Annotated in this window: 24 protein-coding genes; 5 read left to right on the plus strand and 19 right to left on the minus strand. The window is 50.1% G+C overall.

The window, feature by feature from the left end:
• Positions 1-51 precede the first annotated feature (51 nt).
• Complete coding sequence (locus OIN60_RS13450) at positions 52-264, plus strand: hypothetical protein (protein ID WP_305755356.1); 213 nt, start codon at positions 52-54, stop codon at positions 262-264.
• Positions 265-293: 29 nt separating this feature from the next.
• On the opposite strand, the gene OIN60_RS13455 is transcribed toward OIN60_RS13450, so the two are convergent.
• Positions 294-842: a GNAT family N-acetyltransferase gene (locus OIN60_RS13455; RefSeq protein WP_305755357.1), complete on the minus strand. Its 549-nt coding sequence runs from the start codon at positions 840-842 to the stop codon at positions 294-296.
• Positions 843-989: 147 nt separating this feature from the next.
• Between OIN60_RS13455 and OIN60_RS13460 the strand changes: the two genes are divergently transcribed.
• On the plus strand, positions 990-1,880 hold the full coding sequence (locus OIN60_RS13460; RefSeq protein ID WP_305755358.1) for an AraC family transcriptional regulator: 891 nt from the start codon (positions 990-992) through the stop codon (positions 1,878-1,880).
• A 65-nt stretch (positions 1,881-1,945) separates the two neighbouring features.
• On the opposite strand, the gene OIN60_RS13465 is transcribed toward OIN60_RS13460, so the two are convergent.
• The 5 genes from OIN60_RS13465 to OIN60_RS13485 all read right to left on the minus strand — a co-directional run bounded on the left by OIN60_RS13465 (position 1,946) and on the right by OIN60_RS13485 (position 7,306).
• Positions 1,946-3,892, minus strand: a complete 1,947-nt coding sequence (locus OIN60_RS13465) for a serine hydrolase domain-containing protein (protein ID WP_305755359.1) — start codon at positions 3,890-3,892, stop codon at positions 1,946-1,948.
• Positions 3,893-4,199: 307 nt separating this feature from the next.
• The gene (locus OIN60_RS13470; protein WP_305755360.1) at positions 4,200-4,712 is read right to left on the minus strand and encodes an SRPBCC domain-containing protein; all 513 of its coding nucleotides are present in this window, start codon (positions 4,710-4,712) and stop codon (positions 4,200-4,202) included.
• A 21-nt stretch (positions 4,713-4,733) separates the two neighbouring features.
• Positions 4,734-5,066, minus strand: coding sequence for an ArsR/SmtB family transcription factor (locus OIN60_RS13475; protein ID WP_305755361.1), 333 nt, complete (start codon positions 5,064-5,066; stop codon positions 4,734-4,736).
• A 145-nt stretch (positions 5,067-5,211) separates the two neighbouring features.
• Positions 5,212-6,618, minus strand: coding sequence for a sensor histidine kinase (locus tag OIN60_RS13480; protein WP_305755362.1), 1,407 nt, complete (start codon positions 6,616-6,618; stop codon positions 5,212-5,214).
• 1 nt (position 6,619) lies between these two features.
• Entirely contained in the window at positions 6,620-7,306 is a 687-nt protein-coding gene (locus OIN60_RS13485; protein WP_305755363.1) for a response regulator transcription factor, read from the minus strand.
• 178 nt (positions 7,307-7,484) lie between these two features.
• Between OIN60_RS13485 and OIN60_RS13490 the strand changes: the two genes are divergently transcribed.
• Complete coding sequence (locus OIN60_RS13490) at positions 7,485-8,126, plus strand: DUF2306 domain-containing protein (protein ID WP_305755364.1); 642 nt, start codon at positions 7,485-7,487, stop codon at positions 8,124-8,126.
• 47 nt (positions 8,127-8,173) lie between these two features.
• Here the strand turns inward: OIN60_RS13490 and OIN60_RS13495 are convergent, their stop codons facing one another.
• Positions 8,174-9,064, minus strand: a complete 891-nt coding sequence (locus OIN60_RS13495; protein WP_305755365.1) for a hypothetical protein — start codon at positions 9,062-9,064, stop codon at positions 8,174-8,176.
• A gap of 129 nt (positions 9,065-9,193) precedes the next feature.
• Between OIN60_RS13495 and OIN60_RS13500 the strand changes: the two genes are divergently transcribed.
• Positions 9,194-10,135, plus strand: coding sequence for a zinc-binding dehydrogenase (locus tag OIN60_RS13500; protein ID WP_305755366.1), 942 nt, complete (start codon positions 9,194-9,196; stop codon positions 10,133-10,135).
• 166 nt (positions 10,136-10,301) lie between these two features.
• On the opposite strand, the gene OIN60_RS13505 is transcribed toward OIN60_RS13500, so the two are convergent.
• The 3 genes from OIN60_RS13505 to OIN60_RS13515 all read right to left on the minus strand — a co-directional run bounded on the left by OIN60_RS13505 (position 10,302) and on the right by OIN60_RS13515 (position 12,719).
• Positions 10,302-11,138 (minus strand): oxidoreductase, encoded by an 837-nt coding sequence (locus OIN60_RS13505; RefSeq protein ID WP_305755367.1) that lies wholly within the window; start codon positions 11,136-11,138, stop codon positions 10,302-10,304.
• Between the two features lie 165 nt (positions 11,139-11,303).
• On the minus strand, positions 11,304-12,068 hold the full coding sequence (locus OIN60_RS13510) for an AraC family transcriptional regulator (RefSeq protein WP_305755368.1): 765 nt from the start codon (positions 12,066-12,068) through the stop codon (positions 11,304-11,306).
• Positions 12,069-12,107: 39 nt separating this feature from the next.
• Positions 12,108-12,719: a TetR/AcrR family transcriptional regulator gene (locus OIN60_RS13515; RefSeq protein ID WP_305755369.1), complete on the minus strand. Its 612-nt coding sequence runs from the start codon at positions 12,717-12,719 to the stop codon at positions 12,108-12,110.
• Between the two features lie 165 nt (positions 12,720-12,884).
• On the opposite strand from OIN60_RS13515, the gene OIN60_RS13520 reads away from it, so the two are divergent.
• Positions 12,885-13,247: a winged helix-turn-helix transcriptional regulator gene (locus OIN60_RS13520; protein WP_305755370.1), complete on the plus strand. Its 363-nt coding sequence runs from the start codon at positions 12,885-12,887 to the stop codon at positions 13,245-13,247.
• A 298-nt stretch (positions 13,248-13,545) separates the two neighbouring features.
• Here OIN60_RS13520 and OIN60_RS13525 read toward each other — a convergent pair whose 3' ends face one another.
• The 9 genes from OIN60_RS13525 to OIN60_RS13565 all read right to left on the minus strand — a co-directional run bounded on the left by OIN60_RS13525 (position 13,546) and on the right by OIN60_RS13565 (position 23,109).
• A complete protein-coding gene (locus OIN60_RS13525; protein WP_305755371.1) occupies positions 13,546-14,973 on the minus strand; it encodes a hypothetical protein in 1,428 nt (475 codons plus the stop codon).
• 860 nt (positions 14,974-15,833) lie between these two features.
• Positions 15,834-16,736, minus strand: coding sequence for a transposase (locus tag OIN60_RS13530; RefSeq protein ID WP_305755372.1), 903 nt, complete (start codon positions 16,734-16,736; stop codon positions 15,834-15,836).
• A 448-nt stretch (positions 16,737-17,184) separates the two neighbouring features.
• Positions 17,185-18,348 carry an MFS transporter gene (locus tag OIN60_RS13535; protein ID WP_305755373.1) on the minus strand — a complete coding sequence of 388 codons (1,164 nt, stop codon included), beginning with the start codon at positions 18,346-18,348 and terminating at the stop codon, positions 17,185-17,187.
• Positions 18,349-18,432: 84 nt separating this feature from the next.
• The gene (locus tag OIN60_RS13540) at positions 18,433-19,014 is read right to left on the minus strand and encodes a TetR/AcrR family transcriptional regulator (protein ID WP_305755374.1); all 582 of its coding nucleotides are present in this window, start codon (positions 19,012-19,014) and stop codon (positions 18,433-18,435) included.
• A gap of 182 nt (positions 19,015-19,196) precedes the next feature.
• Positions 19,197-19,961, minus strand: a complete 765-nt coding sequence (gene tatC, locus OIN60_RS13545) for a twin-arginine translocase subunit TatC (protein ID WP_305755375.1) — start codon at positions 19,959-19,961, stop codon at positions 19,197-19,199.
• The gene (tatA, locus tag OIN60_RS13550) at positions 19,918-20,139 is read right to left on the minus strand and encodes a twin-arginine translocase TatA/TatE family subunit (RefSeq protein WP_305755376.1); all 222 of its coding nucleotides are present in this window, start codon (positions 20,137-20,139) and stop codon (positions 19,918-19,920) included. Before tatA ends, tatC begins: the two co-directional genes overlap by 44 nt.
• 22 nt (positions 20,140-20,161) lie before the next feature.
• Positions 20,162-21,787, minus strand: a complete 1,626-nt coding sequence (locus tag OIN60_RS13555) for a PhoX family protein (protein ID WP_305755557.1) — start codon at positions 21,785-21,787, stop codon at positions 20,162-20,164.
• A 190-nt stretch (positions 21,788-21,977) separates the two neighbouring features.
• Complete coding sequence (locus OIN60_RS13560) at positions 21,978-22,112, minus strand: hypothetical protein (protein ID WP_305755377.1); 135 nt, start codon at positions 22,110-22,112, stop codon at positions 21,978-21,980.
• Positions 22,113-22,203: 91 nt separating this feature from the next.
• Entirely contained in the window at positions 22,204-23,109 is a 906-nt protein-coding gene (locus tag OIN60_RS13565) for a phosphatidylinositol-specific phospholipase C (protein ID WP_305755378.1), read from the minus strand.
• Positions 23,110-23,131: the final 22 nt, after the last annotated feature.

Raw genomic sequence — 23,131 nt, forward strand, 5'->3', positions numbered from 1 at the left:
ATCACACATGTACGATCCATTAATTTTGAATATATTTGGAGGAAGTATAACATGAAAATAGCCAAAGATACGGCCTGCGCCCTTGGGTGGCTCGCCGGCACTACGATAGGCACCGGCATTGCCTTTCTGCTCCAATGGCAGTCCTATGACGCAGTCTGGTCGGTAGCGATCGGCGGGACCTCGGGGACTATCATAGCACTCGTGTACCGTTTCTTCATGCGCCGCGCACAGTGGCATGGAACTCAAAAAAACAGCCCTCAATAATTTTTGAGGGCTGAGGGCTGTTGGCCATATTAGTCCAGAAAATCGACAACGCTGCACAGCCAGACCATATGTGCGGTATCTGGTCCCCAATAGTCCTTCACGACGACGTAAGGCTCCCCAAATTTTTTCGTCCATTTTGCCTGTGCGCTTTTATAGCCGCTGTCCAGACAGAATTGTTCAATTCCCCGTTCGTGAAGATACGTGACCACTTCTCTAATCAAAGCCGAGGCAATTCCCTGGCCCTGATCGTCCGGCAGTACGTATAAACTGCCCAATTCCCCTACTTGCTCCAATTGATTGCCTGTGCAGGCTTTAATATCCTCGCCCGACGGTCCAAAGGAAACGGTACCAACCACAACCCCCTCCCGCTTGGCAAGCCAAAAACAGGTTTCCGGCTCATCTCTGTCCATAGCGCTGCGGAACGTATTTATTTTGTATTCGATCTCTGCCCGCATGTCATCTGTCAAATGTCCAATCCCGTCCTGTTCGAAAGCGTTGGGGATCGCCGTTTCAAACACATGGCAGACCTGCTCGAGGTCGGATGGGCTGAACTGAGTGATGGTAAGGCCGTTCATCATTTTTTGTTCCTTTCGATGTAAAATGGATGGAGGCAGCATGATTTTCTTAAGATTATAGCATGCTTTAACCAACAAAATCTGCACCGGTATTGTCGGCTCAATCCCTGTTCAGTTTGATACGATACGAATCGAAAGGAGGGCGTGAATTTGGATGCATTAAAGCAGGTCAACCTCGCTATGAGTTATATTGAAGCCAATTTGGCCGGAGAAATCGATTTCAGGGAAGCTGCAAGGCTGGCCTGCTGCTCGGAATATCATTTCAAGCGGATGTTCTCATTCCTGTCCGGCCTGTCACTCAGTGAATATATCCGCCACAGAAGACTTACTTTGGCAGCACTTGAGCTTCAGAGTCTGCAGCATATAAAAGTTATTGACCTCGCCGTCAAATACGGGTACGATTCGCCGGATTCATTCACAAGGGCTTTCCAGGCATTACATGGCATTACTCCATCGGAGGCACGAAAGAAGGGTGCTGCTTTAAAGGCATTTCCGCCCATGACCTTTCAACTGACGATTAAGGGAGGCAGCAAAATGGACTATCGAATTGTAGAGAAGGAAGCTTTTCAAATTGCCGGGATCAAAAAACAAATCACTTTAATTTATGAAGGCGTAAATCCGCAGATGGATGAGATGTGGGCCAGCCTGACGGAAAATGATTACGCTGAGCTGAAGCGTCTGTCCAATGTGGAGCCGACGGGTATACTATGCGCCTCTGCCAATTTCACCGAAGGCCGGGCCGAAGGAACGATGCTGGACCAGTACATTGGGGTTGCCACCTCGGAAGCCGTACCACAGCGTTGGGAGGTATTGAACGTTCCGGCAGGCACATGGGCTGTGTTTACAGCCATCGGACCATTTCCACAGGCACTCCAGGATGTTTGGGCCAGAATTTATGCCGAATGGTTCCCAACCTCCGGGTATGAAATCACAGGAGGGCCGGAAATATTATGGAATGAGAGCAAGGATACCAGCAGCCCGAACTATAAAAGCGAAATTTGGATTCCGGTAAGAAAATCGCTCCGCGATTCTTCCAGCTAAGATAAAATCTGCGCAAGCCTTGGATCAAAAGGCATTGCGCAGATTTTCTGTTGGTTTAATAATACTTACGAGAAGGTGTAGAAATTATACGTGTATAAAAAGAAAGTGAAAATGAGATAAGCAAGGGTCACAAGCACTAGGCAGGTTTTTTGGAAAAAGCTAATCCCCTGTTTCCTCCATCCTTTAGCAGCATAGAAAATGAGCGTTATAAAGGCTGCTCCCAGCACCCAATTCAAGATGATGTTCCAGTGAAAGCTGGACATCGGCTGAAAGGGATCTCCCGCCAATTTCATAACTGCAATGACCAAATTGACCATTCCAAGCAGTCCACCAACGGAAATCAGCAGGATGCTTTTGTGCAGACCAGACTGCCGGGTTTGCTCTCCCCTTCTTCTTCTGCCGGCGTTTTTCACCCAGCCAACAATGCCGATCGTTAGTCCAATTACAAACAAAATCAAGCACGTTCCTACCAGAATATAGCTAAAAAGAGCGGTTTGCAGGAATGAAATAGGCAGCTGGTCGGCAATCACGCCATACGACATTTGATGGACCTTCCCATTATCGTCGGTCAGGAAATAAAGACGACCTATATTCACATCTGCAAAATCCATAGGCGTTTTCGCGGAATCGGCCCGCTCAAAGAAATACGGGGCTGTTTCTACATAATCTGCGCTAATATTCAAATAAGGAATTTGAAGCGTAATTCCTCCTTTATCGTTAGCAGTAATCAGCGTATCCGTATCTGAGATGACGGAAGTGACTTTTAACAGACTTGAGGCTGCTTCACGTGCAGAGCGATATTTGCCTGCCACCTCTTCGCCATGATTCAACGTTAAGTCGGATGACGGGGATGTAAAGGTATCTCCGACGAGCAATTCAACCAGCTCGGTTCTCGCGCCGGACATTTCGCTGCCTGCATTGGTCAGGATGCTGATGCCGAAGTTTTCCTCCGGTACGATGGACAACAGGGCAGAGAATGCATCGGTATTGCCTCCATGCTCCAGCACACGATGATTTCCCGCGAATACCTCCCAAAATCCATGCGCATTCCCCGGAAGTTCGGGGGTGTGGCCAAACGATCTTTCGTGCATCCATGCCAGCGTTTCCTTCTTGGAGAAAAGCGAACCGCCCGAAGTGCCGTCGCTATTCATTTGGGCTATCATGAAATGCGCCATATTTTCCGCAGTAATGTTTAATGAACCAGCCGGCATATCATTGATGAAGAAATCTGGACGAGCCAACCATTCTTCACCCTGTTTCAAGTAGCCGACGGCTTTGTTCTCCTTGACATCAGGTATGAGATCATATCGCTGTGTGAAATAAGCCTTCTTCATGTCCAGTGGCTCGAATATATGCTTCTCGATATAGGCATCAAAGGGCATCCCGGACACACGCTCCACAATATAACCGGCCAGGTTGGTTCCGTAATTGGAATAAGCGATGATTTTGCCCGGAGGGTAAATCTGATCCGGCTGATTTTGCGGTGAAATATGCTCTGCTAAAGGCCGGAGTCTGGCTGGATCATCCACCAGCAGATTCTCCAGCCGCTCCTCAAATCCGGCCGTATGGCTCATCAAGTGATTAAGCGTAATCGGCTCTTTAAACGAGAGCTTAAGAAAATTTTCCGGCAGGTATTCTCGTATATCTGCGTCCAGATCTAGCTTGCCTTGTTCCACTAGCTGCATGACCGCCGTCCAGGTGAACAATTTGGACACCGAGCCTGCTTCCATATAGGTTGTGTCTGCGTTCATCGGTATCTGCTTAGCCACATCGGCATAACCATACCCTTTAGTGAAGATAATCTTTCCATCCTTCACAATCGAAACCGCTGCGCCGGGCGTGCTTGTGCCGATGTGCTTTTCCATAATCTCATCCACCTTGTCTTCCAGCCCGGAAACGGGCATTCCGGAAGGTGTGACCGGAACGGATGCAGGCGCCGCATGGGCTTGAAGCGGACCCAGGACCAATATCACTCCTGCCAATAACATCATTAGCATGTTTTTTACTCTCATTATCAAAGACCTCTCTTCTGCTTGAATATAGTTTGATCCTCCTCTTGTTCAGGACGTTTTTAGAATACCAGGCTAATTTTTCTTTTCTCTCTCTTATTCCTTACTTTTCTCTTACTTCGACGCAACCCGTACACGATACACAAAAAATCCCCTCAGACCACTGTGTTCAATTCACAGTTTGCCATGAGGGGATTTCTTAAAAGGACCTCGATCTCCACTATACAGTGGAATTTGAGGTCCATTCGTATTGTAAATTGAGATATTCCCATGTCATGCGAACACTTCTGGGACAGCCCCTTATACAATGTTATTGAGCGGATGCCATATACTCGGCGAGGCGATCCCATGTTTCCGTAAAGCCTTGCTGCATGCCCATGTCGATGACCGTTTTAACCGCATCGGCAGATGCATACAGTGCCCGGTTAACAACCTTCGTTTTGCCGTCTTGCTCGATAAAGGTCAAGGTGACTTCCGTAGCAGGCATGTCGTCCGCGGTGTTGCCTTCGGCATCCGAGAAGTAGTCGCTATACACGATTTTCTCCCCCTGCACGATCTCATGGTACAATGCCTTGCCCCACGCCTCAACTCCGAAAAAATCCCCCTGATTTTGATCCATACATTTCATACAGTAGTGCCATACGCCGCCCGGACGAAAATCAATATTACATACCGTCAGCTCCCAACCGCGTGGACCCCACCAGTGCTTCAAATGCTCGGCCTCGGTGAACGCCTTGAATACCAGCTCACGCGGTGCGTCAAACGTGCGCTCCGCAAATACTTCCTGTCCTTCTGTCCTGAAAATCATTGAATTCGTCATCATCGTTTCCTCCCTGAAATAGAGTTATTCCTTCGATTGTTTATCCTCGGCTTGCAGCTTTTGCAAATACCGATCCAAGGCATCAAAGCGTTCCTGCCAGAGTGCTCTATACGTTTCAAGCCACTCGTTCAACTCCTGAAACGGCTCCTGCCGGAGTCTGTAAATCCTGCGGTTCGCGACTACCTGCACCTCGACAAGACCGGCTTCCAGCAAGACACGCAGATGCTTGGAGGCTTGGGGCTGACGAATTCCCACTCGTTCGGCAATTTCCCCTACGGTCAACGGACCGTAACGCAGCAGTTCTACAATATGCAGCCGGTTTGGTTCAGCCAGCGCACTAAAGGTCGTTGTATCCATACCATTGTTCCTTTCCGTATCTGGGTCCAATCCACCTCATTTCGTCGGCTGTATATCATATTCACAATATACCATATAAAGAATATTCCTGTAAAGGAATATTGATATTGTTTTAATGTGCCTTCAATCAACCTCTTTCACTTATTTAGGAGTCGGTGAGCTGCTTCAAGGCACCTTTCGGTAATATGCCCACTTCTTTATGAAGGAGCTTTCCATGTTTGAAGTTGAGTGTGGCAGGTATGCAGCCGGTCAGCATCGCTCCCCCCTCCGCATGGTTGCCTGCGGTAAGCTCGCCTCCATGACGCCTGATAATTCTTTGCGAAATCGCCAGCCCCAATCCGCTGCCACCGGTGGAACGATTCCTGGATGCTTCTCCCCGGTATAAAGGCTCGAACACCCGCTGCAGCTCTTCTGCCGAGAAACCCGGCCCTGTATCACGTATCGTAAGCTTTACTTGGTCGTTCTCTGCATCACATTGAACCACAATTTCACCATTGGGAGGAGTATGCCTTACCGCATTATCCAACAGGTTGCTGATGGCACGCTCCAACAGGTGCATGTCCCCGCTAATGAAGCAGCCGTCTGCGGCATGGTTCGAGATCGAGATGTGCTTTTGCCGGGCCAGCGGGCTTAAACTGTCCATCGACTTCTGCAGGATGAGTTTAAAATCAACCGTTTTTTTGTTAAGTTCCGTCTCCAGATATTCCATCTTGGTAAATGTGAAAAGGTCCTCCACCAGCCGGTCCAATTGCGTCGATTTTTCCTTGCATACCGTCACATATTTTGCTATTTTCTCCGGGGATTGAGCAATGCCTCGCTCCAAGCCATCCAAATAACCACGCAAGGCGAACAACGGAGTCCGTAAATCATGCGCGACTGCCCCGATCACGAAGCGGCGTTCTTCCTCCAATTCCGCCTGCTTCTGAAAAGCTGTTTGCAGCCCCTTCACCATCACTTCGAATCCGTCGCGCACAGCAGAGATTTCAGTGATATGGGACCGGGGCAGCTCCGCATCCCAATTTCCCGCCGCGATTTGTCTGGCTGCAAAGCTCATCCTCTCAAGCGGCTTCAGCAGGAACCTGCGCATTTCCATACCAACGATAAGAAAAGCCAATAAGAACCCGGCCAGCATCGAAATCATCAGAACCGCATTGGGTGGCTTTGGCAAATAAATGACGACCCTCCCCAACAACCGGCCATCGTCGATGACAGAGAACTGCTCGGTTGACGATAAAGCGGCACGACGCTCCGGGTTAGAGCGGTAGATGACCTGATCTGACGCAGTTCGAATCGTCACATCCATTTTTGTTTGCTGTAACTCTTTATGCAATTGATTTTGCCAATTCGCATCCTGCCATTTGCCCGCGCCCGTTTCGATCAAATGTATGATCCCGGTCAGTTGTCCTTGCAGATGCGCATCCAGCGGACGGTCTTCTGTGATTCTGAACGTTTGGGTTTCCATGAAATGAGCGGTAAGATAGAAGATCCACGGCACCAGCAGTACGAAGAAAAAGCACAGCAAAGTAAATGTGCGAATGCGAAGTGTTTTCATATTATCCTCCCTCGAAACGATAGCCTACTCCCCATACGTTGACCAGGTATTGTGGATGGTTCGGATCGGATTCGATTTTTTCGCGCAGCCGGCCAAGATGCACCCGGATTGTATGCCTGTCGCCCACCCCGTCCCAAAATTTATCAAGCAACTGTTCATACGTAAACACATGTCTGGGATGCTCGGCAAATAACTGCAGCAGTTCATACTCCTTCGGTGTCAGTACGACATTTTTTCCATCCACGGTCACTTCTCTTGTGGACAGATTCAGCTTGATGCGACCAAAATCCAAAACCCTGGCATGCAATTGCCGCTGCGAAGCGGAACGCCGCAATACAGCCTTGACTCTGGCTACAATTTCGCCGGGTGAGGCCGTTTTGACGATATAATCGTCACCGCCAAGCGTCAGCCCACGAATTTTGTCCACATCATCGCTGCGGGCGCTCAAGAAAAGGACTGGAACGCTGCTTTCCGCCCGAATCCGGCGGCATAACTCAAACCCGTTCTGTCCTGGCATCATGATGTCAAGAATAATGCAGTGTATGGAATGCTGTTCAAACACTTCCCACGCCTGCGCTGCATCACAGGCCGTGATCACGTGATAATTTTCGAACTCCAAAAAATCTCTCAATAGCTCGGATATACTTTGGTCATCGTCTACAACCAGTATTGTCGTTGCTTCGCTCATGAACATCCCACCTTCGGATTCCAGTGTAACATTTCTGCCGCAAGCAGCTAACGCAGCCCCTGTTTTGTGATGAAATGTTTATTGTTTTGTGACTTTTTTGCAGCTTCGTTTGAGATATTCGTTGGTTACAATTCTTCATGTGGGCACAGACTATGGGGCTGCGGGGGTTTTGAATCTCATGAGGAAACCAAGAACATTATTCAGACTTTTGACCGTGATCAGCGTGCTGTTCATCGTTTACGCATTGGTGAAAAATTATATGATCGATCCCGGGGCCGCAGGGTTTTTAAGCCGTAAAACCGGACTAAGACGCGAGCTTAATCTCCCTGTCTGGCTGAACGCAATGTATGTTCATGTTGCATTTGCATGTATTGCCATGGCGTCAGGGCTGCTCAATTTTTCCAATCGAATCTTTGAAAAAAGCCGCCGCTTTCATCGCAGCAACGGTTACGTTTACATTGTGTCCGTACTGGTTGTCGTGCTGACGTCCGGATACATGGCGCCTTACGCCACCGGGGGAAGAATCAGCAGTATCGGCTTTAATTTGATCAATATGATATGGCCGTTTATAACCGTTATGGCGCTTGTGCAAATCAAAAAGAAACGTATGATCCGGCACCGGAACTGGATGATCCGCAGTTACGCCTTTTGCTTTACGAATATGTTTATTCATCTCATCACCACCCTTTTTCATCAGGGGTTCGGCCTTGTTTACGCTACCAGCTATACCATCGGTGTTTACGGCTCCATTGTGCTGCTGCTGGTCATTCCTGAAATCGTTATTAGAACAATCGGTCAATCCGGTGAAAAGATCGCTTAAGACAAACTGAATGCGCGGGCTGGTCGGCACACTCGGGTCAATTATTTTTAATAGTGCGTGTTCAAAAAGTCACACCCGGCGGGACAGCCCAGCTCCTCAAAAACTTTACGCGCGGCAGCATCGACCGGCAGAAAAGCCACAATTTGCGGATATCCGCGGCTGCCTGCAGAAATCGAAACCTGCCTGTAGCGGATGGGAACAAGCTCGCCGGAGCTTTCTCTTCTGGCCAATATGGTTTGCGTATAATCCACCTTTTCCTCTGCATTCGGCATATTCAAATATTCGTCCGCGTTATATTTCTGAGCTCTATGAAGCAATTCTTGATACCAGGTGTCGTAGCGGGACAGTATGTGTTCCCTCTTGAACCCCTGGATTCCGTTTATGGCGTGCACCTCCCACTGCTCGAACGACGTTTTATCGAAAGTGGAGCGGGACCGGATAGGCAAGTCAGGATTAAAATGAAAATCAACCCTGTTCATTAAGCCGTCGTAGGAACGCTCGCGGGGAATATCGAACAAGCGGCGAAACGGCTCGTTAATCTCCTTGATGTCCTGTGTATGCGTTACAATCATGGCGGGAAAAGGAATAGGCCCCATCGTTTGTTGCGCCCATTCCAATGCACGTTCCAGCACCCGCCCCTCCAATTCGGTCTGAATCGGAAGATAATCGGCGGCCAAAAGCAGATCGTTACGCTCATCAGAAGTACACTCAAGATACTCGGCGATGTTGATGATCGTCTGACGATCCGGTAATCGGCGGGAACGCCCGACCAGCAAATTTTTATATGAAGGAAAGGCCTCGTCGTTCATCTCCTGCTGTGTAAACCGTTTCAAGGACGGATGAGACCGATTCGTAAGCTCGTGCTGGCGCTTCATCCGCAGCGCTTCAATCTCTCCCAATACGGTTTTAAGTCTGGAATTCTCCGTATGCATGCCCATCTTCCTCCTCCCCTTCTTTTGATGAAGTGTAGTTCTGCACTTGGGCCGATCATTTAAATTAAAGTATACTCCGTAATGAAATCGAAAGTCATCTAATGACACACAACCAATTCATGGAGGAGATACAATATGATTCGTGCCATTACAGTTGATCCGCTTGCCCCGTTACATTTGGCGTTCAAGGAAGTTGACGCTCCACAGGCCCAGCCCTGGGAAGCGCTCGTGCAGGTGAAAGCCGTCTCTCTTAATCGCGGTGAAGTAAAAGACGCCAAGGAGCAGGAAGCATCCAGCAGACCCGGCTGGGATTTCGCCGGCATTGTCATTGAGCCTGCCAAGACCGGCGCAGGTCCGCAAAAGGGAGCCCGGGTTGTCGGCTTGCTCCCGCTGGGCGCCTGGAGCGAGCAAGTGGCCGCCCCTGTATCGATGCTGGCCGAAATTCCGGACGAGCTCACCTTTGCAGAGGCGGCGACCCTGCCCGTAGCGGGCCTGACGGCGCTTTATGCGCTGCGAAAAGGTGGCATGCTGCTCGGCAAGCGCATTTTTATTACAGGCTCTACCGGCGGTGTCGGGCTGTTCGCCCACCAGCTTGCCGCCCAGTCCGGCGCATTCGTCGTAGGTACGGCCAGTACAGAGGACAAGGCCAAGCTTGTCCGGGAGGTCGGAGCCGACGAAGTGGTCGTTGGCTATTCCGAAATTTCATCAGCCAGCAAATTCGGGCCTTATGATCTGATCATCGACTCGGTAGGCGGCGCTACGCTGGCGGCGCTGCTGCCGCAGCTTGCACCGCAAGGCATTTGTGTCGCGGTGGGATTTTCCTCTTCTAACACCGCGACGATCGATATGATGAATCTGGTGACCAGCGGCGGACGGACCTTATATAGCTTCTTTCTTGGGGAAGAGCTTACCCGCCATGCGGCCGCAGATGATCTAAGCTTGCTGGCCCGGCTGGTCGCAAAAGGTCGGTTAACACCCCGGATCGAAGTGCAGGCACCTTGGACCGAAATTGACACCGTCGCCCAAAGTTTGCTGGAGCGGAAATTCTCCGGCAAAGCCGTACTCCACATAGGTTGATTGTAAAGCTTTGCAAAAACAGATCCGCAAAAGAACCAGGGGCGCTCCCTGACTCGTTTCGAGTAGAGAGCGCCCCTGGTTTTCAATGAACTCGGCTATTTCACTTTTATATTCGGTATAGTCATATTTGGTATAGTCACGCATCCCGCTTCAATATTCACACCGCTTATTCTGCGGAAAAATCCGTTGACATCGTGACCTCTGCCCACTGCTCTGCCTCGGTTGCACGGGATCGGGACGATTCCCGGGCGAGCTTGAGCGCATCCGATCCGAGGAGCAAGCGCAATGGCGGTTGCTCCAGTTCGGCCATATCCGCTATTACCTTCGCGGCGCGAGCAGGGTCTCCGGGCATCTTCCCGTCGATTTCTTTGCGGAATCGATGCATCTTACCCACAGTCTCCTCATAATCCGCACCCACTTCCCTTATTTGCATGGACGGGCCACCCCAATCCGTGCGGAAGCCTCCAGGTTCGATAATGCTCACCTTAATCCCGAGCGGTTTCACCTCGTTGATTAACACTTCCGAAAAACCTTCTACGGCAAACTTGGCGGATTGATAAGCACTGAGTCCGGGCGATCCCCCAACCCGGCCGCCTATCGAAGAAATTTGCATGATGTGGCCGGTGCGCTGCTTCCGCATAACCGGGAGAACAGCCTTTGTCATATGGACAACGCCAAAAAAATTCGTTTCAAATTGAGCTCGCAAGTCTTCCTCTCCGGTTTCTTCGATCGGTGAGCTGTTGGCATATCCGGCATTGTTCACAAGCACATCCAGGACGCCAAACGTATCGATGGCCTGCTGAACCGCCGCTTCCACCTGTGCTACATCGGTAACGTCCAAAGCGACAGGAAGAATGCGGGCACCATATTTCGCCGTCAGATCGTTCAATTGCTCAGGGCGGCGCGCTCCTGCAACCACTTGATCCCCCCGCTGCAAAACTTCTTCAACCAGATTTCTTCCAATTCCACGAGAGCTGCCTGTAATCAACCAAACTTTACCCATATTTATCGAGAACCTCCTTCACATTGTTCAAACCTATTATCCTGCAAAATATCCGTTGAAAGTAGGCCATTCCTGCCCTATGTTTGCCTAATCCTGCAATCCAACATTCCCGCACCAAAGCAAACGAGCCCCCAGGAAATCCTGGGAGCTCACTGTTTGTGGGGCCTATGTGTTGTTTCGTATCTCATGGATATCTTTTAACGGTGGCAAACCAAAAACCCGCCGATATTCCCTATTAAACTGCGTTGGACTCTCATAACCGACTTCCCGCGCTGCCGTAGTCGCATCCGTGGCTCCACTCAACATAGGACGCCTTGCCTCCTGAAGGCGAAGACTTTTTTGGTACTGCAACGGTCCCATGTTAAATTTGTGATGCAGCCCCGAGACGCTCATGTTGCACATTTTAGCCAGTTCGGCCACGGTAAACGAGTGAGTGTAATTCTCCCTGATCCAGGTAATGGCTTTGCCTATTCCTTCAGACTGCTGCGCCCTGCTCCATTTTTTATTTTTCAGCTTGACATGAATTCCTGCCTCCATAATAACGGAAGCAATCTCTTGCATCGATAGATCGATACGCAGACCAATATACGGAGACTTCTCTTGTGCACTTACGGTCTGCCCGGACGCAGACATGTCAATTAAAGAGGCCAGGTAATCGCCCGCTCCATAATAAATGATCTCTTCACCAAGATATAGCTTTTTAGTTCCTTGCAAAATAAGACAAAAAGAAGGAGCCAGCACGCTTTGCGTCAGCATCGTCGGCCGACTGTGCTTATAGATTGAAAGAAACGGAATGATCGTTGGGTTGCGACCCTCTGGAAATGCTCTTCTATCAACCATAAGGAGCAGTTGATCCAACAAATTCAGACCGGATGAACCAGCCACCTCGAAGGCAATTGCGGCACCCCCTGCTTGCTTGTTCTCCGACATGGATTCACCTCGATTTTCAATCAAAACTTCCATTAGATCTCATGAGTTAGCAGATAATGTATCCCAGACGCACATCAGTTGAGTGATGGCAGCATCGATAACCTCGTATGGAACACCGTCACGGGCTTGCGTCGATATTCCTCGCAGAAAAGTTTCATACAACGTAACCAGCATGCAGATATCCGTTGAACCGGGCAGCTCGCCATTGGCTACGGCACGTTCTATACAATCTTTCAGCCACCCCCTGACTCTCTCCCTTTCCTTGGCGAGCATCTCCCGGATGTGCTTTTGCTCGGGAGAGCAGTTTACAGCGGACAAAACCAACAGACAGCCAGAAGGGTGAGAGTTCTCGGTCTGCATCCGTGCCGATCGCCGTAATCCCTGCTCCATGGCTGCTCTCGCTGTCAGGCTTGTATCCCGGAAGCTTTCCGAAACATCCCCATAAGTAGATATATATCGATCCACCGCTTCGCGGAACAGTGCTTCCTTGGATTCGAATGCCGCGTAAAAACTCGCCGCCGATATATTCCCCATCGCAGCGCGCAATTGGGACAATGAAGTGGATTCAAAGCCGTTTTCCCAAAATAGAATCATCGCGGCAGCGACCGCCTCGTCACGGCTAAATGAGCGTGGACGCCCTGTTTGTGGCATAAGACAACCTCCCTTATTAATTTTATACTAATCGATCCAGAACTTCTTGACAAGGGAGCCTGCCGGAACTTAATATATGGAAAGGCTGATCCACAATTCATTTCAGCTTAAAGAAGAAACGAATGCAATCATTGCTAAATTCTTCTGCAAAGGGCGTGTTGATCAATGATCCACTTTAGAGATAAATCTTATCGCTGCACCTCGGAAATTGTACTGGGTTTGGTGAGCGGGAAATGGAAAATATCTATTTTAAATTATCTGGCCAAAGGCCCGGTTCGTTTTAATGAGCTGCAGCGCCTGCTTCCTGAGGCGACTCAGCGCATGCTTACGATGCAGCTAAGAATGCTTGAAAGCGACGGTCTGATTATCCGCAAGGTTTATCCGGTTTCGCCGCCAAAAGTGGAATACAGCTTGTCCGAACTGGGCGAGCAGTTGACCCCCATGCTCTTGATGTTATGTGAATTTGGCACCACATATATCGAGAGCTTTCCCGATGAAGTAGCGTACACCAGTCATAAGCATGCATAAGCAAAAAGTCTATCGGCGCACATTCAAAGAAGCCAAACCGCGTTTAGCAGCAGTTTTTTTGCGATTCCAATCAAAGACCATGCCCTATCCGATTGAATAATTGAAGTCAAGAGGCACCCTCTCAGGTGCCTCTTGACTTGGTGCTCAATATTCGTTGCGGAGTTGCTTTAGCAAATGGTTAATCAGATCTGTTCCTCCATCACAAGCTTTTAACTTCGTATTGGCCCCGAAGACCCTCTGGGGATGGTTGCAAAGCTTGCCAGCAGAGAAACGATTCCCACCACTATCCCCTAATGATTTACAGCACTAAAAATTGCGTTCCGAATCCCTTGCCGGAAACATACGCCGCTTCCAGCTCCTCCTGGTCCCCTTTGTCCAATAACACCACATTTTCGGGATACAGTTTGCCTAACAAAGCCCATACTACAAGCTCATTTCCACCAGTAGGAATAAAATGGATTCCATCCGTATTCGTCACTAATCCAGCAAACGAGAAGATATCCACCACCTGATGCAGGCTGATCAATGTACGCTTGACAATCGCAGCTTCGGCATTGCCGTTCCCTTGCGGCCGATATAAAAAGCGATGCCCTCTAAAGAGCTGACCGAGGTCTACCGTAAATTCGCGGCCTTCCATTTCCAGACTGAAGCGCAGTGTCGTGCGATCGTCCTCCGTATTCGGCAGCAGCCGGGCGACGGATGGTTGATCGTAATGCTCTCCGGGAATAGGAAGTGTATCCTTGCTCCCCGGTGTTCCTGCTCCTGCTTCGCTGCGCGGAGCGGCATAATAATCGGCATATTCATAATCGAATGCGACCGCAGCCAAAGCTTGTGTTTCTTCTGTCCGAATCGTGTGTACCGGATGCCATTTCAAAAGATACCGCGCCGCCGTCCCGGCCGCCTCTCCCAAACCAGCAGGCAGCACGGTCCCCAGATGGTACTGGAAGCCGTAACCGGCTGTGCTCAAACCGGAACTAACCACGCTTTGCGCATACTGGACAATCGATTTGTGAGTCAGCTTCTTCCCGAGCAATTGAGTTAAAAAGACCTCACGGGCTGGCTCCAGAAAACGCAATCCTTTGAACTCCGTATATTCCTTGACTTCAAACGGTACCTGCTCCCAATTGGCGAACGGAAGCAAGGCATCCCGCAGCAGAACAAATTGGTGCAGATATTCATTGTAGAGCTGCATGACCCTTGGGCCACCCGTTGGGCCGAAAGCCTGTGCAATAGCTTCTGGAATCAGGGCATGACCATAACAATGGCTTCTAAACTCCATCGCTCCGAGCGTTTCCGGTCCGTATTGCGCGAGCACTCTCTTCTGTGCATTAATCTCCCGTGCCCAGCTTACCAATTGCTCGCCTATACGCACCGCCTGAGCCGTCAGCTCGGCGCCAGCTTTATCTTCCAAAGCCAAAGGACCAAGCGGCAAGGCCGACACACGTCCGGAAATCGCCAAATTGGCCTGCAGGCTGTCCAGCAGCACCGTCGGATCACCCTTAACCGGTTCGCCAAGCTGAACCAGCATCGCCTCCAGTAGCTTATCCAGCTCCACGACGACCTCTTTGGCTCTATATATACCGGCAGGCAAATTCCAATCCAAAGCCGTGTTCACGCCTTGTCTGATGGAGTCGCCGGAATATTTGCCAATAAGAGACTCAATATCCACAGCAGTTCCCCACACAATCTGTTTATCTTTCAAAGTAAGTTGATATTTTTGCATCATTTCGCACCCCATCTATGAGTATTTAACGGCCGCTCCACTTATGGATCGTTCGTTCTGTATGTAGATTACCAAGTTCCCATAACGCTGAATAGTACGCACTTTTTTGTATGGTCCGATCATTTTTGTAGGGTAGGATACATTTTGATACTGAGCCGACAATGCGGATTTAAATAAGAAAACCGCCCCATTTAGGGACGGCTGTTTGCTACATATTCTCTATCAAGCAATTTTAAATAACTCAACTTTCGCAGAACCCAAATCCAATTAAACCTTTGTAGCTACTGGGTTCGGAGGAATTCGAATCCCCTTCTTGCAAGTTTGCCGATTTCATGCTGCAAAAGTTAAGTTAACTCATTTTATGGACTCCAACTCCACCTAATCATCCGTGCTTGACAGTCAAGCCGCCCGTCGATCGTGGCAAGGCATGTGAACTCGCTGTCCGGGGGCTTTGCACAATTATCCCGTTGGATCAGGTAAATCAGGTAAAGAGAAACAGAAAACCGGGAACCGAACATATACTTTAGGCACGTTAAAGAAAATAACGGATCCAATGAGGCACGAAAATGTCTGTGGTTACGCGATTCAGGGCCATTGAATGGGTCTATTATTTTTGGATGTGCCTTATGGAGAAGCAGATCGGTTCGAGATCATGAGGCGATCTTAGGAGAAAGCAGAGCGTTTAGGTGATGTGAAACTGACCGAGAGAGGAGGAGGGAGAGGAGCAAGGCACCGAAAAAATAAAAAGACCCGGGTCCTCGTTGCCGCTTGAACCCGAATGCTTCCGATGTCCTCGTTCATGCTGACCCACACCGGTCAAGCCACGCACCTCATGCTCACCTTTCCTCGTTCAAGCCCTGCGATCAGGCAGCAGCCGCAAGAGGCTGCACCGGTTGGCGCGCGATCAGTCGGCGGTAAGGAATCGCCGGAATCGTCACGCTCATGTACAACAACTTCTGCCATATCGTTTCTTCCCCTTCGGTCAGGCGCAGTCGGCGGCGTCCGGTGTACTCGTTGAGGTACGCCTGCAGGTGCTTTGGTCCCAAGGCTACATACGTACTCTTCAGCGATTTCCACGCCTCTCTCACCACTTTCCGCAAGGGCGTATACAGCCGATAGGCTTGAGGGAACGATTGTACCGCCGATGTACGAACATCTACCTGTTCATGGATGAACGCAGCGAGTTCGTGACGATTCGCTCCGTTCCCCTCTCCCCTCATCTGGGGGACCAGGCGGATTTTGACCTGCTTCAGCTCGCCCGACTCCGTGACCGTGCACCCGGCTACGACCGCCGAAGCATATGGATGAGGAAACTGTGGCCGGGACGGATTACGCCCATACAGGTCACTGTTCACCTTCACGTCTCCGCAGAGCAGCTCCCGGGCATCGAACTCCCCGATGGCATGGCGGATTCGGTGTAGCATAAACCAGGCGGTCTTGTAGGTGACCTGGATCACCTGGCTCAGCCGCATCGCCGAGATGCCGTCGGGCAGCAGGAACAATTCCAGCGCCTGGAACCACTTGGTCAGGGGGAGATGGGTTCGTTCAAACATCGTACCGACCAAAGCCGACGTTTGATGCGCACAGCTGGCGCATTCGAACATGGGGATACGCCGGGAGGTCAGACGACTGCAGCGGGTGTGAGCGCAACGCGGGCAGACGAAGCCGTTCGGCCACTTCAGCACGATCAATGCCTCCATGCAGGCCTGCTCGTTGTGATAACGACTGCTGAAGGGTTGAAGTTCCGTTTCCGCTTGGACTTCCATGTCTGCTCGCCTCCGAATCAACAAAATAAGAACATAAGTTCTGTTTCTCATTATACCAAACATACGTTCCTATTTCAAGCCAAACTTCCCACTTGAGCCACCTTTTTTCGTATCTCGTTTCTCTTTCCTTCCCCCAGGCCCTCTCAAGCCCCAAGCCTCGACCCCCGCATTCTGAATAAAAGGGATAATCATGCAAAGCTATATGGGAAGGCAGCAAGCAACAGGCATTAGGCATTAGGCATTAGGCATTAGGCATTAGGCATTAGGCATTAGGCATTAGGTATTAGGTATTAGGTATTAGGCATTAGGCAACGGACACCAGACACCACTCCCTATAGACACCTATCTCACTCTGGCTACTAGACTCTGAGGGGGCGAATCCCCTTCTTGCAAGAAAGCTAGCAAAAAAGCTGTCTGCTTTGAGTACCTTATACAAAATGGAGGACGGTCAGGAGGTCACTTTCAGCTTCTTGTTCAATGAGAAGGAGTAGGCGGCGACAAGCATGCCGATAAGGATGATCATAGCCCCGATCCACCCCAGATTCTTAACAGAGGTTTGGGTTACCGCCCACCCTCCGGAAGCGGCCCCAATAGCTATTCCGAGTTGGGTAAACGAATTGTTCAACCCAAGCACCAAACCGGACGTGCCAGGAGAAATGGAAACCAGATAATACTGCTGTGCAGGCGCCGTCATATAAGCAGACCCGATCCAAACCGCGAGAATGATAAAAGCCCCTGCAAACGATACCGCTCCCCACGGAAGAACCATTAACGCTACGGCGTGGAGCAGTAGACTGGCGGACAAGGTCCGGTAAATTCCCCAGCGGTCCGCCCCATATCCACCAATACGCGAGCCTATAACCGCAAAGATGCCACAAATGAAAAGTATCAGGCTGATCTGCGAAGCATGCAAGCTTGCCGACTCCTGCAGAAAGGGAGCTATATAAGTGAACAATAATTGATAGCCCATCGTCCAAAAAAGCGTAATAAATAATCCGCTCAGAATTCGGCGGTCACTTAATGTCGCAAGTTGGGTCTTCAACGATACGGACTCCCGGCTTTCCGATGTAGGAACGAATATAGCAAGCCCAATTGTGAAAAGCAGAGCTAAGACAAAATTCAATAGAAACACATCACGCCATCCCCAATATTCGCCGATTAACGTTCCAAGGGGAACGCCGACGACCAGAGCGGTGCTTGCTCCCATCATCATAGTGCCGATCGCGCTGCCCCGTTTCTCCGGTGCCGCCAGACTGGAACCCACGGTCAAGGCCACTGCCGTGAATACACCAGTGCTTGCTGCCTGCACCATTCTGGAGGCCATAAGAACAGCAAAGTTGGGGCTAAAAAAAGCAAGCAGATCTCCAATAAGAAAAACGAGAGAGGACAGGATCAGCACACTTTTCCGCTCCATTTTAGAAGTTAATGACAACAAAACGGGCGAACCAACGGCAATCATAACGGCAAAGACCGTGACCAATTGCCCGGCCATCCCCACCGGTACACGGAGATCCTCCGCAATCATACCCAATATTCCTGCTACAACAATTTCCGCTGTCGCCATGATGAACAAACCAAATGCCAGTAAATAAATGACTCCATTCCTTTTCATTCCTACCCCTCCAACCTGATTAATAAGTTTGACATATCTTTTCTTGAATGATCATTAAAGAAATGACCAAAATAATGGCCACGCTTATTCAAAAATCGAAAGCGTGACCGACACGATGTCCTTCAGCACTGTCATATCCGTTGCCGCTTTGGCGGTAACCATCAAACCTCCATGCGAGTTTTGCAGAAAACGCGCAAGTGCCCGCAAATCCCGGTAGCGTGCCCCCAAGTCTCCTTGCTGCCTCGCCCTGGTCAAAGCCAAATAATATGCATCTTCCATGCGGATTCTTTCTCTCTCGATAAATGCGGCAATTTCCGTATCATGCGGTGCAAGCTCGACACAGGTATTGGAAATGAAGCATCCCCTTGCTCGATTCTCCGGATGGTCCAGGTCTGCAAGCAGTTCATAAAATACGTTCGTAATCGCTTCTTTACCCGACGGCGTCTGCTCAAGGGTAGAGATCACCGTGCCCTGATTGACATAATGCTTTAGCGCAGCAAAATACAGGTCCCGCTTGCCCCCGAAGGCGTTATACAGGCTCTGCGCTTTGATTCCAACATGGTGAACCAGCTCTTGCATCGATGTGCCATCATATCCATGTCGCCAGAAATGGTCCATGGCTCTATCAAGCACTTCGGTCATGTCAAACTCTTTATGTCTGGCCATCAAGCCTCCCCCTCCTTCCAAAATATTACCATTTCTTTAATGATCGTTCAAGATATTTTTTCCGGCTAAACGATATCATAGCTTAAAAATATTCGAAGCCCCCCAGAATTCTCCGAAGGGCTTTGAATATAAGTCAAACATGAGGCTATGATATCGTCTGCCCCAGCAAACCGGTTTAGCCGTTAGTTCTCCATATGCGACAAGCGAAGCTGCTTCTGATACACAACTCTGGAGATCGATACACTGATTTCGTAGAGCAAAAACAGCGGCACGATGACGATCAGATCTGACATGATATCCGGTGGCGTGATGGTCACGGCAATGATGCAGAGCAGGAAATAAGCCATCTTGCGGGCCTTCGCCAGCCGGTGCGGATTCACGATGCCCAGCTTGGTCAAAAATACGATAATCGCTGGCATCTCGAACAGCAATCCGAATGGTACCGTCATATGAATCATGAAGGTAAAATACTTTTGTGCCGTATACATCGTCAAAAATCCGCCCTCGGCCATCCGCTGCATAAACTGCAGCACCATAGGAAACAGGACAAAATAAGCAAAGCAAATACCGACAATAAACAGTAAACTGATCACCGGGATAAGCACTATGACAGAGCGCTGAGCCCCATCCGGCAGAGCTGGCTGCACGAATTTCCATGTCTGGTAGGCGGCGACCGGCAGGGTGACCGTTAAAGCGACAACTCCGGCGATGATCATGTATACCCACATGACCTCGGATGGACCAAGCAGAACCAGCTTACCGTCCATGTCCCGGACCAGCCAGCGATAAATATCTTCAACATAGATCAAGGCAGCCGTCATCGCCACGATAAACGCCAGGAGCGTGCGGATCAGGCGCTTCCGCAGCTCCTCCAAATGCTCAATCGCGCTCTGGTCGTTCGGATCAGCCTTGCTGCTTGTCGGACGCGGCAGCAGTTTGCGGAGCATGGTCCTTGCCCCCGTTCTCTTCTTCCCCATTAATCAGGCCGCGGGTGGCGCCTTTGAATTCGCTTAACGTTCGCCCGAAAGCCCGCCCGAGTTCAGGCAGCTTGGATGGACCAAATATGATCAGGGCAATGATCAGGATCAGGATTAAACCTCCGATTCCGATGTTTCCAAACGGCATGCTCTTCTCTCCCTTCGCTTAATTATTCAAGATTGAATCCGCTGATAGCAACAACTCCGCAGCGGGCCATATTTTCGCCGGGACGGTGAGGCCAGGTGCTTGTCGGCTTGCTTAAATCCTCCGTATTTTCACCAGGATGCTGTACGGACAGGAAGAGCGTCTGCTCATCCGGCGAGAAGAATGGACCCGTAAGCTCACATTCGACCGGACCGGAAGCAAACTGCAGCGCCACGCCTTTATCGGGGCCGCTGGTCGGAATGACAAACAATCCGTTATTCATAAAGGATTTATGTACCCCCTTGTTCTGGCTGCTGCTGGAGATGTCGGTGACCACCCACAGGTCGCCATTGGAAGTAAAGGCCAGGTTGTCCGGCGAGCTGAAGCCAGATTGACGGCCGCCAGCCGCAAAAATTTCAAAATCAAATTCCATCGCGCCCAGGTCGTTTCCAGCTTCAAAGATGCGTGTAATATGCCCGTGAATATTTCCGTGATTGTCGTTATTGGTGTGGCAGATAAAGACTGTGCTGTCAAATGGAGAAATTTCAATATCCTCCGGACGGTCGGTCGGTGTGCCTCCAACAAGCTTCGCCGCCTCTTGGCAATAGGTCACTACATCTCCCTGGGACGTGAACTTGTCCAGCAGGGAAGGGTCCTCGGTGGCTGCTTTGGTTACCGCCTCCAGCGTGACCGGGTGCCAGACCCCTTTTTTCAGATCCGCGACATACAGCGTGCCATCTTCCAGGAGAGCGGAGTTGGCGCGGCCTTTGTTTTTGTCGAATTTATTTGTGCTGATAAATTTATAGACACAGGCATCCTTTTTATCGTCACCCATGTAGACGACAACACGGCCGTCCGCTGCCAGACCCATTGCGGTGTTCTCGTGATTGAAGCGGCCGAGGGCGGTATGCTTTTTCAGGAAGGACTTGTCGAACGGGTCCACTTCCACGACCCAACCGTAATGCGTCTCCGGCAAGCTGGAGTTAGCCGCCGTTTCTTCGAAATTCTCCTCACAGGACAGCACCGTGTTCCAGAGCGTCACGCCGCCGGAGCAGTTGGCAAAAGTACCTGTGGCGGTGGTTGCGCTTTTCAAGGCCGGGATGCCGCGGGCTGGGCCGGTGATATCGAATTTGCTGAATCCGTTAATGCGGCGTGCGTAGGAGGACGAAGTGTCCATTTTCCATACGCCCTTCTCGTCACGGTAGATTTCGATGACAGACATGCCTTGGTAATACAGACTCTTCTGAATTTGATCCGGCGTCATCTTCCCGTCTTTTACGGGGCCGACCGAAAAAATAGTGGAGTATTCGTGGTTGTTGACCAAGAGGCCGCGGACTTGAGAGCCGCTGATAGGGAAAAATGCGTTGTAATCGCAGCCAGAGCCGAATTTATCTCCAGCCTCGTTAATAACGTCGTCAAATGCAGCAATAACATCGTATTTAAAATTTTTAGGTAGGACGAGCTCGTCTGCCTTGGTCGGTTCGATCGGATCGAATTTTCCGCTGACACGGTTGGTTTTAAATCCGAACAACTGATCTTCCGTTCCGGACATGGCGGAAGCCTTTCCCTCCAGGACGCCCAGTCCGGCGGAAGCAGCCGCCAGTGCCGTTGCCCCTGTTCCCAGATAAGAAAGAAATGTCTTGCGGTCCATCTTATTGTTCAACCTGATCCACTCCTATTCCAATATTGTGATCAGGACAAGTGTAATATGTATGTGTTAAGCAGGTGTAATCGGGAATCAGAGATTTGTAAAGAATGGAAGAATAGCGGCGTTTTCACATCCTTCCCCATACCAAGCGATAGGCAATCCTTTACAATGAAATCGCTATCAAATCAAGCGGTCACCAGCCCTCTTCACCCCCGGTAATCCGACCAAAGGAGTTGTCCCTTTGACTGTTCTGCTTTTGTTTTTGATGGGGGCCGCTCTCATCCTGTTTGTCACCAAAGCCTGCAGCCCTTTTTCGGGTCATCAGCATCGGGTTTCCTCCTTGGGTTGGAGGAACTCGCCTGCCAAGAAGACGGCGAATCAAATTCACCGTCCTCTGCTTGTTCTATATATGTTGCGAATTAAAAATTAGTTGCAATAATCTTCGAAGCAAGTTCGCTTGTCATAAAATCCATCGCGGAAACACCGAAGCGGCCGCTCGTGTTCGTGGTAAAGAATTGATTGACCTTTGGATTGATCTCGTCCGAAATCGCTCGAATGTTCGGAATGCCGAACAAGCCCGGGCTGTACCCGCTTGTGAAGTTAATGTATAACATCGATGGATTGGACGAATTCGCTTCGTTGTATTTGTTCTGAGTATCCGTCCACTTCTTGTTTCGGTCCGTTACTTTGTAATAATCCTGGATGTTCAAGTCGGCTGCATTATGGATTTCGAAAGAGGTATTGTCTTTCCAAGCCGTTGCATCAATGCCTTTCGGAAGCTGATCTGCCGCAAATCTTCGAAGAAGCACGATCTTGCCCCTGGCCTCGCCTAGAGTAGGGATGTGATCCGTCATCAACCATTTGTTCGGATTTTTATTGACGTACCACTTAAAGGTCTCCTCATAGGAACGTGTATTTTCGGCGGCGGTATGTTCCTGTTTCACGCTCATGATCACGGTTTCCGTCGGGTTGTTATTCAGGAACGAAATCACGGCATTCAAGACGCCGTCAAAGTTTTGATTCTGATACACCGCACCGTGGTGAATCGTGAAGGCGTCCTTGAAGTGTCTCGTACGAATATCCAGATAGCGGACCCCACTGGACAACTGCTCTGCAATCGTGAGATCCTGCGTCTTGGCCGTACCGTAAACCGACTCGTACATCGCACCGGAATCATGTGTTCCCGGGATCGAGAGAGCGGATAGCGCGGTCTGATCGCTAATCTCCCCCATCCAATTGGAATTGCTGTAAGCCATGGATGTGTTCGCCAAAGACGTGAAACACACAACAACGACGGCAACAAACAGAAGAGCTTTCTTAAACATTTTTGTACCACCTTGCCTCTCA

This window comes from Paenibacillus zeirhizosphaerae (genome assembly GCF_030705605.1).
GTDB classification, from domain to species: domain Bacteria; phylum Bacillota; class Bacilli; order Paenibacillales; family Paenibacillaceae; genus Paenibacillus; species Paenibacillus zeirhizosphaerae.

What these genes read in the sequence shown, in the direction of transcription:
- OIN60_RS13450 (WP_305755356.1), top strand. Translation starts at nt 52, where the DNA reads ATGAAAATAGCCAAAGATACGGCCTGCGCCCTTGGGTGGCTCGCCGGC.
- OIN60_RS13455 (WP_305755357.1), bottom strand. Translation starts at nt 842, where the DNA reads ATGATGAACGGCCTTACCATCACTCAGTTCAGCCCATCCGACCTCGAG.
- OIN60_RS13465 (WP_305755359.1), bottom strand. Translation starts at nt 3,892, where the DNA reads ATGAGAGTAAAAAACATGCTAATGATGTTATTGGCAGGAGTGATATTG.
- OIN60_RS13470 (WP_305755360.1), bottom strand. Translation starts at nt 4,712, where the DNA reads ATGATGACGAATTCAATGATTTTCAGGACAGAAGGACAGGAAGTATTT.
- OIN60_RS13475 (WP_305755361.1), bottom strand. Translation starts at nt 5,066, where the DNA reads ATGGATACAACGACCTTTAGTGCGCTGGCTGAACCAAACCGGCTGCAT.
- OIN60_RS13480 (WP_305755362.1), bottom strand. Translation starts at nt 6,618, where the DNA reads ATGAAAACACTTCGCATTCGCACATTTACTTTGCTGTGCTTTTTCTTC.
- OIN60_RS13485 (WP_305755363.1), bottom strand. Translation starts at nt 7,306, where the DNA reads ATGAGCGAAGCAACGACAATACTGGTTGTAGACGATGACCAAAGTATA.
- OIN60_RS13490 (WP_305755364.1), top strand. Translation starts at nt 7,485, where the DNA reads ATGAGGAAACCAAGAACATTATTCAGACTTTTGACCGTGATCAGCGTG.
- OIN60_RS13495 (WP_305755365.1), bottom strand. Translation starts at nt 9,064, where the DNA reads ATGGGCATGCATACGGAGAATTCCAGACTTAAAACCGTATTGGGAGAG.
- OIN60_RS13500 (WP_305755366.1), top strand. Translation starts at nt 9,194, where the DNA reads ATGATTCGTGCCATTACAGTTGATCCGCTTGCCCCGTTACATTTGGCG.
- OIN60_RS13505 (WP_305755367.1), bottom strand. Translation starts at nt 11,138, where the DNA reads ATGGGTAAAGTTTGGTTGATTACAGGCAGCTCTCGTGGAATTGGAAGA.
- OIN60_RS13510 (WP_305755368.1), bottom strand. Translation starts at nt 12,068, where the DNA reads ATGTCGGAGAACAAGCAAGCAGGGGGTGCCGCAATTGCCTTCGAGGTG.
- OIN60_RS13515 (WP_305755369.1), bottom strand. Translation starts at nt 12,719, where the DNA reads ATGCCACAAACAGGGCGTCCACGCTCATTTAGCCGTGACGAGGCGGTC.
- OIN60_RS13520 (WP_305755370.1), top strand. Translation starts at nt 12,885, where the DNA reads ATGATCCACTTTAGAGATAAATCTTATCGCTGCACCTCGGAAATTGTA.
- OIN60_RS13525 (WP_305755371.1), bottom strand. Translation starts at nt 14,973, where the DNA reads ATGATGCAAAAATATCAACTTACTTTGAAAGATAAACAGATTGTGTGG.
- OIN60_RS13530 (WP_305755372.1), bottom strand. Translation starts at nt 16,736, where the DNA reads ATGGAAGTCCAAGCGGAAACGGAACTTCAACCCTTCAGCAGTCGTTAT.
- OIN60_RS13535 (WP_305755373.1), bottom strand. Translation starts at nt 18,348, where the DNA reads ATGAAAAGGAATGGAGTCATTTATTTACTGGCATTTGGTTTGTTCATC.
- OIN60_RS13540 (WP_305755374.1), bottom strand. Translation starts at nt 19,014, where the DNA reads ATGGCCAGACATAAAGAGTTTGACATGACCGAAGTGCTTGATAGAGCC.
- tatC (WP_305755375.1), bottom strand. Translation starts at nt 19,961, where the DNA reads ATGCTCCGCAAACTGCTGCCGCGTCCGACAAGCAGCAAGGCTGATCCG.
- tatA (WP_305755376.1), bottom strand. Translation starts at nt 20,139, where the DNA reads ATGCCGTTTGGAAACATCGGAATCGGAGGTTTAATCCTGATCCTGATC.
- OIN60_RS13555 (WP_305755557.1), bottom strand. Translation starts at nt 21,787, where the DNA reads ATGGACCGCAAGACATTTCTTTCTTATCTGGGAACAGGGGCAACGGCA.
- OIN60_RS13560 (WP_305755377.1), bottom strand. Translation starts at nt 22,112, where the DNA reads ATGCTGATGACCCGAAAAAGGGCTGCAGGCTTTGGTGACAAACAGGAT.
- OIN60_RS13565 (WP_305755378.1), bottom strand. Translation starts at nt 23,109, where the DNA reads ATGTTTAAGAAAGCTCTTCTGTTTGTTGCCGTCGTTGTTGTGTGTTTC.